Origin of the sequence: Luteitalea sp., assembly GCF_022842525.1 — a bacterium.
GTDB lineage: Bacteria > Acidobacteriota > Vicinamibacteria > Vicinamibacterales > Vicinamibacteraceae > Luteitalea.
In genome coordinates this window covers 20,335-31,754 of sequence record NZ_JALHPM010000069.1, presented here as the reverse complement: position 1 = coordinate 31,754, position 11,420 = coordinate 20,335, and the positions used below count along the sequence as shown (strand labels likewise).

Below are 11,420 nucleotides of genomic sequence, written 5' to 3'. Positions count from 1 at the left end.
GGTGGAGACGCCCGGCTCAGCCGGAGGGGCCCCGGTGTGACGGGCGCCTGGGGCGCGGCCGGTGCGGGCGCGGCTGGTGCGACTGGCGCCTGCGTGCCGACTCTGGCACCGAGCGCGAGCGCGAGGACGCCGCCGATCACGACATGGCGGAGGACAGGAGGTGTCATCGAGTCGCCCGGTTGGCCTGCAGCGTGTTCGCGCGAATCCTCACCGCTGGGCGGGCGGAGAAGACCTCGACCTGGCGGGCCGGAATCAGCGTGTCCGGACGGCCATAGACCACCTCGAACTGCGTCGTCGCGGCGCGGCCGACCTTCTGGAGCGCATCGGTGATGCTCAGGTTGGTCAGGAGCAGCTCGCGCAGGCCGCCGGTCTCCGTCGTGCCGCGGTCGACCACGATGTTGCGGTCACGCACGTTCTGGTCGGTGGTGTCGGCCTGCTGCGTGTCCTGCAGTTCCAGCACGTGCAGGGTGGCGCCCGCCTCGGCGAGCGCGTCGAGCGCGAACTGGAAGCCGCGGTCGCTGAACTCGGGGCCGAAGCTGGTCATGACGATGATCGCGGCGCGCGCGGGCTTCCGCTTCGCGATGGCGCGGGAGGCGTCGATGATGCCTTCGATGGTGGTCGCGCCGGCGTCGGGCTGCACGAACAGGCGTTTGACGCTCCGCAGCAGTTGGGCCTTGCCGGTCGTCGGGCCGACCTGCACCGTGGGCCGATCGGCCACGGTCATCAGGGTGATCGAATGCGGTCCGGCGAAGGTGGCGACGAACTTCTCGAGGCCGAGGCGCATGTCCTGCAGGGCGCGCGTCGACGCCACGCTGTTGTCGATGAGCAGCGTGATGTCCACGGGCTCGGTCGATCGCGTCACCTTGAGCACTTCGCGGGCCACGCCGTCCTCCCGCACCACGAGATCCTCGGGCGTGAGCGTCTCGACCGCGGCGCCGTCCTCTGCGAGGGCGGAGACGAAGAGCGTGCGCTGACGGGCCGTGCCCTGGGCGTGGGCGAGAGGGGCAAGCACGGACAAGCTGAGGGCCGAAGCCACGACGAGCGTCAGAAGGGTTCGCATCTGTGGGTGTCCGTGGCGGGACAGGCCCCGCCTCTGGAGTATAGTCGAGGGCCGTCGGCCCACCTGGTGGTGCATCCTTCCGACGACCCAACGCGGCCGGCGGTCGCTCGAGGCGTGTTCATGCCCAGTTCGCCCTGTTCGCTGATCCTCGCGATGGCGCTCGTCGCGCTGCCGGCCGGCGCTGCGACGTCCTCGCCGTCGTCCTCTTCTGTTCAGACGCCGGCCAAGGCTTCGGCGAAGACGCGCACACCTGCCCCGCGGCCCCGGCGTGGCGCCAGGTCCGCGCCGGCGGCCAAGGCGGCGCCCGCCAAAGACGCCACCGCCGACTGCGATACGCCAGCGGCCACGGCGAAGGGGGCGGCGCCCAAGCCGATCCCCGTCGCCGCCAATCCCCTGGCCGCCACGCTGGCCCCCTGCACCGACCCGACGCCCAAGTCCTGACGGCCATGGTCACGCCTCGCCCCGCGGGCTACTGGCGCACGGTCGGAGAACTGGGCACCCTCGGCCTGTCGTTCGTCCTCGCCCTGGTGCTCGGGACGGCGGCCGGGCTGTGGGTGGACCGCACGTTCGGCACCAACCCGTGGGGCATGCTCGTCGGGTTCGTGCTCGGGTTTGCCGCCGCCGTCCTCAACGTCGTGCGCATCACCCGCCGCGCCTTCGCGTCCACGTCCCGTTGAACGCCCGACGCCTGCCCCTGGCGACGATGACCGCGCGCCTGGAGCGCGATACGGCGATCGTGCTGGGCCTGAGTGCGGTCGCGGGATCGGCGTTGGGCGGGTGGCGACTGGCCGGCGGCGTGCTCGGCGGCGGACTGCTGCTGGCCATCAGCTACCACGCCCTGAAGCGGGGCGTGAGCGCCCTCGGCCCACCCGTCGCGGGCGAGGAGGGGCGGCCCCCCGTCTCGGCCGGCCGGGTGGCCCTGGGCCTCATCGGGCGGTACGCGTTGCTGCTGGTGGCCGGCTACGTTATCATTGGCCGTTTGCACCTGCACCCGCTGGGGGTGCTGGTGGGAGTCTCCGCGGTGGTCGTCGCCGCGATGGTCGAAGCGGTCCGGTCCCGGCGGTAGCCGACCGGGTCTCCCCGCATCCACCCGACAGGGCCATGGAACATCACACACTCTGGATCGTCGAGCTCGTCAACCGCCTGCTCGGGCCGGTGCTCGCTCCGCTGCTCGGCAAGGCGTATGTGCCGGGCCTGGAGCTGATTCCCGACTACCTGGTCATGTGCGGCCTGATCGTGCTGGGCGTGCTGGTCTTCAGCCTGGCCGTGCGGTCCAGCTTCAGCGTCGACAACCCCGGCAAGCTGCAGATCGTCCTCGAGGACATCGTCGGCTTCCTGAACGGGCTGCTCAAGGAGAACATCGGTCCGTCCGGGCCGAAGTTCCTGCCGCTGGTCGGCTCGATCTTCATCTTCATCTTCACGGCCAACGCCATCGGCAAGATCCCCGGGCTGATGTCGCCGACGGCCAACATCAACGTCACGCTCGGCTGCGCGCTCACCGTGTGGGTCTACTACCACCTGCAGGGCATCAAGGCGCAGGGCATCGGGCCGTACGTCAAGCACTTCATCATCCCGCCGGGCGTGCCGCTGTTCGTCGCGCCGATCATGGCGCCGATCGAGCTGATCAGCCACGCCTCGCGCGTCATGTCGCTGTCGTTGCGCCTGTTCGGCAACGTCTATGGCGAGGAACTCGTCGTGCTCATCATGGCCAGCATCGTGCCCTTCCTGGTGCCGCTGCCGATGATGTTCCTCGGCGTCATCACCGGATCGCTGCAGGCCTACATCTTCACGCTGCTGACGATCATCTATCTGGCCGGCGCCGTGCACGTCGAGCATGGGCACGACGATGCCCATCACGACGATCAGCACGCGCACGGCGACTCGCCCGCGCACGCCCACGCGGCGGCGTAGGCTGGGGCAGCAGGCTTCGGCAACCGTCGGGCCCCGGCCTGCAGCATGACCCCAGGCGCGCCACAGGCGACGCCCGTGACCTTCGGGTCGCGACCCTTTCAATGCCGACGATCGCTTGACGACCGGCCGCAACGCCGGTCACCCCCTTGCCTCGAGGAGGCACGCATGATGAAGAAGTTCTCCGCAGTTCTCGCCCTGATCGTGGCCGCTGGCCTGTTCTCGCCGGCGTACGCGCAGGAAGCCGCCGCCGCTGGCGCCGTGGCTCCCGGTGTGACGCAGTGGGCCGTGGTCACCGCCGGCTTCGCCCTCGCCATCGCGGCGGCGTTCGGCGCCATGGCGCAGGGCAAGGCCGTGAGCGCGGCTGCCGAAGGCATCGCTCGCAACCCGGGCGCGGCCGACCAGATTCGCGGCGCCCTCCTGCTCGGTCTCGTGCTCATCGAGTCGCTCGTGATCTACGTGCTGCTCGTGTCGCTGATCATCTTCTTCGTCCGCGCCGGCGCCCTCGGCCTGGCGTAACGAAGAATCCGCCGGAGCGCGGCATCGGGCCCGCTCCGGTACAACGCCCCGCCTCCCGGCAGGGCGTTGCCCAATTTGAAATTGGAACATTTGAAATTTCAGCACTTCGGGGGCGCGCGGCGCTCCCGGGCGGTCGGGCATTTCGAATTTCGAGTTTCAAGTTGATGACGAGAGTCGACTTCTACCTGCTCCTGACCGCCATCATCTGGGGCAGCAACTACAGCGTCATCAAGCTGGTCCTGCAGGAGATGCCGCCGCGCACCTTCAACGGGCTGCGCCTGCTGATCGCCTCCACGGTCTTCCTCGCCACCATCTTCGCCACCCGTCGTCGCGACGACGTGGCTCGCCTCACCGCCCGGCACTGGGCCGTCGTCGTGCTGCTCGGCATCGTCGGACAGTTCGCCTACCAGATGTTGTTCATCGCCGGCCTCGAACGCACCAGCGTGATGAACGCCTCGATCATCATCGCGTGCACCCCGGCCGCCGTCAGCATCGCCTCGGCCGCCGTCGGACACGAACGCCTCCCGCTGGCCCACTGGCTGGGGACGGCCCTGTCGTTTCTCGGCGTCAGCCTCATCGTGCGGGGGGGGGCGGTCGCGGGCGTCAGTTCGCCGGCTGGTGACCTGATGATGATTGCGTGCGTCGGCTGCTGGACCGTCTACACCGTGGCCGGCCGTCCGCTGCTGGCCAGCTACTCCCCGCTCGTCATCACCGGACTGTCGATGGCCATCGGCACCGCGCTCTTCCTGCCGTTCTCGGTGTCCGACTTCGCCCGCACGCCGTGGGCCGACATCCGACTGCTGGCCTGGGTCTGCGTGGTGTTCTCGTCCCTGCTGGCCCTCAACTTCGCCTACACCGCCTGGTATCTCGGCGTGCGACAGCTCGGATCGTCACGCACGTCGATCTACTCGAACGTCGTGCCGGTCGCGGCGCTCCTGGTGGCGATGGTGGCCCTGGGGGAACGGCTGGCGGGGATTCGACTGGTGGGTGCCGTGCTGGTCGCCGCCGGGGTCCTGCTGACGCGCTGGCGCCGCAGACCGAGTCCCCTCGAAGACGAGGACGCCCCGGCCGAGACGTAGTCCCGGAGCCCGATGCCCGGTGCCCGGTTCCCGGCCTCCGGTGCCCGGTGCCCGGTGCCCGGTGCCCGGTTCCCGGTTCCCGATCCTCAGTTGACGATATGCGCGAGGCGGAGCAGGCGTGAGCTGAGGCTGACGCCGGCCCTCGCGGCCACGGCCGGGTTGGCGCTGAAGCTGTAACGCTGGCCGTCGTGGCGCAGGTTCAGGACCAGCCCGTTGTCCGGGCAGTCGCCATCCCCCACGGTCAGAACGCCCTGGTCCGACAGGCGGGGGGCCAGCGTGGCCGAGCTGGCGCCGAGCACCACCACGGCGGCGTTGGCGATGGCGTGCCCGCGGCTCGACGGCACGTCCACGACCGACACGGTGCGGCCGCCCGGCTGCATGGCGGCGCAGGCTTCGCGCAGGGCTGCGCCCAGGGCCGGATTGCCGACCACCGCGACAGTCAGGGCACCGCCAGGCGCGTCGACGTCCCACTCGACGAATCGGAGCATCCGGGCAATGGTCGTCGCGCGGGCCGCGTCATCGCTCCGCGCCTCCACCGGCGCCGCGCAGACCAGACACGCCAGCCCCAGCACCAGGGCACGCACGGCAGTCCGGGTCCATGTCGTCAGCGATCCCGGGCCTTCACACGCCATCATGTCGGGGCAATCGGCTCAACGGTCGGAAACTTTAGACCCCCGCTCTCAATTTTTTCTGCCCCTCGCCGATTCACGCTTCAGGGGGGAGACCCCCGCTCGATCCATGCTTCGCCATTCCCTCCGTCGTCAGCTCACCATCGTCCTGGTTGCGACCAGCGCGTGCGCCCTTGCCTTGACGGGCCTCGGCCTCGGCCTGTACGACGGGGCGACGGCGCGTCAGTCGCTGACGCGGGAGATCGAAGCCCTCGCTCGCGTCGTCGGCGAGAACAGCGCGGCGGCCCTCGAGTTCGAGGACCGCACCTTCACGCAGACCACGCTGGCCTCGCTCCAACCGCGAGACGACCTGCGCGTGGCCGCCCTCTACGGCAAGGACGGCAAGCTGTTCACACAGATCCAGGGCCGCGAGGGCAGCCCGGCCCCGCTGACGGTGCCGCCGGTCGGCGTGCTGCAGACCGAGCAGTTCGTCCGCGTGGTGAAGGACATCTGCCTGCACGATGGCTGCGTCGGATCCATGCTGCTGGAGACCGACCTGAGCCATGTCGCGGCCAGGCGGCGCGACACGCTCATCATCTTCCTCTGCGTGTTCCTCGTGTCGCTGGGCCTGGCGTATCTGCTCGGCGCGGCGCTGCAGCGTCCCCTGGTCACCCCGTTGCGGCAGCTGTCGCTGGCCGCCGACGAGGTGATGCGCACCGAACGCTTCGACATGCGCCTGCCGGCCCGTGTGACCGACGACGAGGTGGGGGTGCTGGTGCGCGCCTTCAACGGCATGCTGTCGCATCTCGAGGCACGCGAGCAGGAACTGCAGCAGCACCGCAACGAACTCGAGCAGATCGTCACGCAGCGCACCGCGGAACTGCGCGAGGCGAAGGATCGCGCCGAGAGTGCCAACCGCTTCAAGAGCCAGTTCGTGGCCACCATGAGCCACGAGATCCGCACGCCGATGAACGGCGTGCTCGGCATGACCGAACTCGCGCTCGGCACCGAGGTCACCGCCGAGCAGCGCGAGTACCTCGAGACCATCCGACGGTCGTCCGAAGCGCTGGTCACCGTCATCGACGACGTGATGGACCTGTCGCGGATCGAGGCCGGCCGCATCGAGCTCGAGGAAGTGAAGTTCGAGCTCGCTTCGGTGGTCCACGATGCCCTCGGCGCCGTGGCCATCCGCGCGCACCAGAAGGACCTCGATCTGATCTGGGATCAGGACGAGCCGTTGCCGCCGATGGTGACCACCGACCCGGCACGGTTGCGGCAGGTCCTGATCAATCTGCTCGGCAATGCGGTGAAGTTCACCAACGTCGGCTTCATCCGCGTGCATGTCTCGCTCGACGCCGCCGATGCGGCGGGACGCAGCATGCTGCGGGTGCGGGTCTCGGACTCGGGCGTCGGCATCGCCCCGGCGCAGCAGGCCGTCATCCGGCAGACCGTCCGCGAAGCGGGCACCGGCACCCCGCAGCTCTTCGACGGCAACGGCCTGGGGCTCGCGATCTGTGCCCGCCTGCTGCATCACATGGGCGGGGAGCTCGAAGTCACCAGCGAAGAGTGGCAGGGCAGTACCTTCACCTTCGGCATTCCGGTGGGAGTGGCGACCGGGGCGACGCCGGTCGTGGAGGCCCGCCCCCAGGAGATCGAGGGCCAGTCCGTGCTGCTGGTCGACCGGCATCACGCATCGCGCGACGTTCTGGCCGGTTGGCTGCGGAGCTGGGGCGCCATCGTGACCTGTGCCGATGACGACGGCGGGCTCGGCTCGCTGCTGTGGGAGCAGCGCTGGGGGCTGGTGCTGATCGATCGGGAGTCGTGCGAGTCGGTGCGCACCGACATCGGCAACGTGGCGCGTGTCGGCGTGCCGGTGCTGGAACTGACGCTGGCGTGCGAGGGCGGGACCTCGGAGGCCCTGGCCTCGTCGCTCGCCAAGCCGCTGCGCCGACCGACGGTGGCCGCCGTGCTGGCGGCCGCCCTGAGCCGGGCCGTGGCCGAGAGCAACCAGCAGGCGCTGGTCACCAGGGGGCCGACCGCCGTGGTACCGCGGGTGCCGCGCACGCCGAAGGTGCTGGTGGCCGACGACAACGCCGTCAACCAGCGCGTCGTCCAGCAGCTGCTGGCGAGGCGGGGCTGCGAAGTCGTGATCGCCAGCACCGGCGCCGAAGCCGTCGAGGCCTGGCACCGCGAACGGTTCGACCTCGTGCTGATGGACGTGCAGATGCCGGTGATGGACGGCCTGGCGGCGGCCGAGCAGATCCGGATCGTCGAGAAGCGTCGGCGCGTGCGCGGCACGCTCATCGTGGCGCTCACCGCGCACGCGATGACCGGCGACCGCGAGAAGTGCCTCGCCGCCGGCATGGACGACTACCTGGCCAAGCCGCTGCGGAAGTCGGCTTTCGACGCCTTGATGGATCGCTACGGCATCGGGTCGGGCGGCGGCGAGCAGGCGCTCGAGCAGCCGGCCTGATCAGGGAAGGCCCATGGCCCAAGGCCCAAGACTCAGAGGTGAAGGCTCAAGGCTCAGGGCTCAGGGGAAGGCCAAAGGCCAAAGGCCAAAGGCTGAAGGCTGAAGGCTGAAGGGCGAAGGGCGAAGGGCGAAGGGCGAAAGGGTACCGGCGCCGGGTTTCGGCGCCGGTGGGCCCTGGCTAGAACGTGAACTTGACGGCCAGCTGGGTCACGCGCGGCCCCACCGCCAGCCCCGTGACGCGACCAAACGTCGTGCTGTTGATGTCGTAGTCACCGACGAAGAAGATCGCGCTGTTGGTGACGTTGAAGAAGTCCCCGCGGACCTCGATGCCGTAGTGGCTGCCGAACGTGGAGCGCTTGGACAGCGAGGCATCCCAGCTGAGCACCGGCGGGCCGTCGAGCGAGAGCCGCTGTAACGTGCCGAGCTGCCCGGCCGACGGGTTGAAGAAGACCTGGCCGTTGAAACTCGCGGTGTTGGTGACGTTGTCGGGGCCGACCGCGCGTCCCGTGGCCGGATCGATCACCGACGGACTGATGTAGTAGACGGTGCCGTCAGCGGCGGTCTGGATCCCCAGCAGGTCCGCGATCTCGTCTCGGCTCAGGGACGTCACGGCCATGTTGCCGGCCGACCTGCCGCCGCGGTTGAACGTGCCGCGCGGTGCCAGCAGCGAGATCGGCGCCCCACTCTGCCAGCGCAGGATGTTGGCCAGCTGCCAGCCCCCGAGCACCGCATTGAGCACGCCGCCGCGATTGAGGAAGCGGCGCCCCTCACCTACCGGCAGCTCCCAGATCACGTTGCTGTTCAGCACGTGCGACACGTGGAACTCGGCGCGGGTGCGCTCGAGTTCCGGGCGGTTGTTGTCCAGCAGCGGCTCGAAGCGGGCCTGGGTCGTCCCGGGGGAGGAGGCCAGGGCCTTGCTGTAGGTGTAGTTGACCTGCGCCAGCACGCCTCGCGACATCCGGCGGCGCGCCTCGAGCTGCAGGGCGTGATAGTCCGTTCGCGCGTTGCTCAGGATGACGTCGGCGGCGTAGATGTTCGGATTGGGCAGGAACGCCTGCGCCGCGCCCGCGATGCGGTTGGTGACGTAGAAGTCGGCCAGCGACGCCACGGCGCCCGTCTGGATGTTGCTGATGACGGTGGCGTTGGTCAGGGCGACGCCGAAGGTCGGCAGCACGGTCAGTGGCTGGCTCCCGGCGACGGTGGCGTTGAAGGTGGGATTGAACGGCAGCCCGGCAGCCTGGGCGGCGAAGCCATTGCTGCGGGCGCGCAGGAAGTCCTGCAGGAAGGCCTCGGGAACGTTGATCTGGTTGTAGTCGAGGCCTGTCCAGATGTCCCGCCCGAGCGTCCCGACATAGCGCGCCTCGACGGCGGTGTTCCAGCCGATCTCGCGCTCGACGCCGAACGTCAGCTGATGCACGCGCGGCTGTCTGATGTCGGGATCCACGGTGAAGGCGGCCGACGTGGGACTCAGGGCGAGCTGATCCAGATACGTCCTCGGCACCCTGAACGCGGGCGCCGCCACCTGCGGCACCCCCTGCCCTGCGAAGGCATAGAGGTTGGTGCGGGCCAGCGTGCTGTCGAGGCCGGCGTTGCCCACCGCGGCGTTGCGCGCCACCGTGATCGTCTCTTCGTTGACCACCGCCATCGAGTAGGCCGCGCGGACGGACGTCTTGCCGTCGCTGAACGGATCCCACACGACGCCGACCGACGGCGCGAAGTTGTTCCTGTCGGCCTTGTAGAAGCCGCCATCGACGAAATCGACCGTGCCGGCCGGGTTCAGCGTCGTCTCGATCGGCGTTCCGGTGTTGACCGGCAGCAGTGCGAGATTGTTGTCCTCGCGGAGCGGGCTGTAGTACTCCCACTTGAGGCCGGCGCGGATGGTGACGTTGGGACGGATGCGCCAGCTGTCCTGGAGGAACACGGCGTAGTTGTCGAGACTGAAGTCGCGGACGTTGGCCAGCCCCGGCACATAGCCCGATTCCCGATCCGCCACCTGGAAGGTCTGCGAGACCTGCGAGATCACGCCGCCGAGGAAGGCGAGCTGGGCGTTGGCGCTCGCCAGGTCCTGGGCACTGATGCCGCCCGGGAACTGCGCCGTCGTCAACTGGGTGCCGGCCGGTGCGCCGGCACTGAAGCCGAAGGTCGCCGTCGGGAAACGCCCGGCGAAGTTGTACGGCTGGACGCGAATCTGCTGCAGGCTGCCGCCGAACTGCAGCGTGTGGTTGCCCGCCGCCAGCGATGCCGAGTCGACGAACTGCCGCGTCCGCGTGTCGCGGCCCTGCGGCTGGAACGTCACGACCGGGTTGGTCAGGGCGCCGCCGATGCTCGGCATGTTGAAGATCGTGTCGGAGAATTCCTGGTCGTTGTAGAAACCGACCGGCGCCAGATTGGCGCCAATCCGCAGTTCGTTCTGCAGGCGCGAGGTCGGTGTCCACCGCCACGCGCCGACCACGAAGTCGGTCGTCGATTCGGTGTAGGTCAGGGGACGGGCACTGATGGTGTCGAGATCGGTGCGGTCGTCGGTCTCCTTGAACCGGGTGTAGATGAACTCGAAGCGGTTGTTCGAGTTCAACGTGTAGTCGAAGCGCATGCCGAACTGATCGCGATTGTTCAGATCGGTCTGGTTGAAGCGGTAGCCGCCGGTATTGAGCCCGTCGCCGAGGTCGCTGTTGTTGACGTTGGAAGGGGCGGCGAACCGGCTCGTGAGCTCGGATCGCACTCGCGCGTCCAGCGGCAGCCCGGACAGCCCCAGCACGTTGACCGATCGCTGGGTCCCGGACAGGTCGCGATAGCGGAAGACCCCGTCGGCGAAGTCGGCGTTGCGCGGAATCCGGTTGTTCGGCGTCGCCTCGTTCTCCTGCCGGAACGCTTCGTAGTAGCCGAAGAAGAACAGCCGGTTCCTGAACACCGGCCCACCGAACGTGCCGCCGATCTGGTTGCGATTCAGGTACGGCTTCTCGATGCCGTCACGGTTGTTGAAGTACCGGTTGGCCCCGAGCGCCGAGTTGCGATTGAAGACATAGGCGCCGCCGCGGAAGTTGTTCGTGCCCGACGGCGTGACGAGCCGCACCTGCGATGACCCGCCGGCCGAATCGGCCCCCTGGGTGTTGGTGACGATGCTGAACTCGGCCACCGTATCGGACGTGGGCCGGTTGGGCACGAAGTCCAGGCCGTTGACCCGGATGAAGTTGTCCTGGATGTTGACCCCGTCCTGGGTGACCTGCGTCCACGATGGTCGGCCACCGTTGATGGCGGTGTTCTGCCGGACCGCGGTGCCGGGCACACCCGCCTGCAGGCGAATCAGTTCGATGGGGTTGCGTCCGTTGAGCGGCAGGTCCTTGATCTGCCGCTCGAGCACCGTGGTGGAGACCTCCGTGCTCGTCGTGTTGACCAGATCGACGCCGGCGGTCACCTCGACCGACTCGGCGAGGTCGCCGACCGCGAGGACCGCCGCCAGCGAGTACTCCTGGCCGGGCGAGACGCGGATGCCCGTGTAGGTCTGCGTCTTGAACCCGGTCAGCGAGAGTCTCGCCGTATACACGCCGACCTCGATCTGGCGGAAGGCGAACGATCCGTTGGCTTCCGTCGTCGTCTCGCGCGTGTCGTTGGTGCCTTCGTTGACCAGGACCACGGTCACCCCGGGTACCACGCTGCCCGACCCGTCGCGGGCCGTCCCCGCGAGGGCCCCCACCGCGCTCTGGGCGTGCGCCGTGCCCAGCAATACAGATGCGGCCATCGCCCAGGCGACAGCCAGCCTCGAGATCCTCTCCATG

General features: G+C 69.1%; 10 protein-coding genes. 7 read left to right on the top strand and 3 right to left on the bottom strand.

The window, feature by feature from the left end; genetic code table 11:
- Window positions 1–163: 163 nt before the first annotated feature.
- Window positions 164–1,060, bottom strand: a complete 897-nt coding sequence (locus Q0C41_RS15010; RefSeq protein ID WP_291984751.1) for a VWA domain-containing protein — start codon at window positions 1,058–1,060, stop codon at window positions 164–166.
- Window positions 1,061–1,180: 120 nt separating this feature from the next.
- On the opposite strand from Q0C41_RS15010, the gene Q0C41_RS15005 reads away from it, so the two are divergent.
- The 6 genes from Q0C41_RS15005 to Q0C41_RS14980 all read left to right on the top strand — a co-directional run bounded on the left by Q0C41_RS15005 (window position 1,181) and on the right by Q0C41_RS14980 (window position 4,566).
- Window positions 1,181–1,501, top strand: a complete 321-nt coding sequence (locus tag Q0C41_RS15005) for a hypothetical protein (protein ID WP_291984749.1) — start codon at window positions 1,181–1,183, stop codon at window positions 1,499–1,501.
- 5 nt (window positions 1,502–1,506) lie between these two features.
- Window positions 1,507–1,737 (top strand): AtpZ/AtpI family protein, encoded by a 231-nt coding sequence (locus Q0C41_RS15000; protein WP_291984747.1) that lies wholly within the window; start codon window positions 1,507–1,509, stop codon window positions 1,735–1,737.
- A 26-nt stretch (window positions 1,738–1,763) separates the two neighbouring features.
- Entirely contained in the window at window positions 1,764–2,126 is a 363-nt protein-coding gene (locus Q0C41_RS14995; RefSeq protein ID WP_291984745.1) for an ATP synthase subunit I, read from the top strand.
- 35 nt (window positions 2,127–2,161) lie between these two features.
- On the top strand, window positions 2,162–2,971 hold the full coding sequence (gene atpB / locus Q0C41_RS14990) for a F0F1 ATP synthase subunit A (protein ID WP_291984743.1): 810 nt from the start codon (window positions 2,162–2,164) through the stop codon (window positions 2,969–2,971).
- Between the two features lie 165 nt (window positions 2,972–3,136).
- Complete coding sequence (locus Q0C41_RS14985) at window positions 3,137–3,487, top strand: ATP synthase F0 subunit C (protein ID WP_291984741.1); 351 nt, start codon at window positions 3,137–3,139, stop codon at window positions 3,485–3,487.
- Between the two features lie 164 nt (window positions 3,488–3,651).
- A complete protein-coding gene (locus Q0C41_RS14980) occupies window positions 3,652–4,566 on the top strand; it encodes a DMT family transporter (protein WP_291984739.1) in 915 nt (304 codons plus the stop codon).
- A gap of 86 nt (window positions 4,567–4,652) precedes the next feature.
- Here Q0C41_RS14980 and Q0C41_RS14975 read toward each other — a convergent pair whose 3' ends face one another.
- Complete coding sequence (locus tag Q0C41_RS14975) at window positions 4,653–5,150, bottom strand: YfiR family protein (protein ID WP_291984737.1); 498 nt, start codon at window positions 5,148–5,150, stop codon at window positions 4,653–4,655.
- Between the two features lie 154 nt (window positions 5,151–5,304).
- On the opposite strand from Q0C41_RS14975, the gene Q0C41_RS14970 reads away from it, so the two are divergent.
- On the top strand, window positions 5,305–7,647 hold the full coding sequence (locus tag Q0C41_RS14970) for a response regulator (protein ID WP_291984735.1): 2,343 nt from the start codon (window positions 5,305–5,307) through the stop codon (window positions 7,645–7,647).
- Between the two features lie 178 nt (window positions 7,648–7,825).
- Here the strand turns inward: Q0C41_RS14970 and Q0C41_RS14965 are convergent, their stop codons facing one another.
- The gene (locus Q0C41_RS14965) at window positions 7,826–11,419 is read right to left on the bottom strand and encodes a TonB-dependent receptor (protein WP_291984733.1); all 3,594 of its coding nucleotides are present in this window, start codon (window positions 11,417–11,419) and stop codon (window positions 7,826–7,828) included.
- Between the last annotated feature and the right edge of the window lies 1 nt (window position 11,420).

Bases quoted from the DNA above. Each gene is read 5' to 3' on its own strand.
- Q0C41_RS15010 (WP_291984751.1), bottom strand. From the start codon at position 1,060: ATGCGAACCCTTCTGACGCTCGTCGTGGCTTCGGCCCTCAGCTTGTCC.
- Q0C41_RS15005 (WP_291984749.1), top strand. From the start codon at position 1,181: ATGCCCAGTTCGCCCTGTTCGCTGATCCTCGCGATGGCGCTCGTCGCG.
- Q0C41_RS15000 (WP_291984747.1), top strand. From the start codon at position 1,507: ATGGTCACGCCTCGCCCCGCGGGCTACTGGCGCACGGTCGGAGAACTG.
- Q0C41_RS14995 (WP_291984745.1), top strand. From the start codon at position 1,764: ATGACCGCGCGCCTGGAGCGCGATACGGCGATCGTGCTGGGCCTGAGT.
- atpB (WP_291984743.1), top strand. From the start codon at position 2,162: ATGGAACATCACACACTCTGGATCGTCGAGCTCGTCAACCGCCTGCTC.
- Q0C41_RS14985 (WP_291984741.1), top strand. From the start codon at position 3,137: ATGATGAAGAAGTTCTCCGCAGTTCTCGCCCTGATCGTGGCCGCTGGC.
- Q0C41_RS14980 (WP_291984739.1), top strand. From the start codon at position 3,652: ATGACGAGAGTCGACTTCTACCTGCTCCTGACCGCCATCATCTGGGGC.
- Q0C41_RS14970 (WP_291984735.1), top strand. From the start codon at position 5,305: ATGCTTCGCCATTCCCTCCGTCGTCAGCTCACCATCGTCCTGGTTGCG.
- Q0C41_RS14965 (WP_291984733.1), bottom strand. From the start codon at position 11,419: ATGGAGAGGATCTCGAGGCTGGCTGTCGCCTGGGCGATGGCCGCATCT.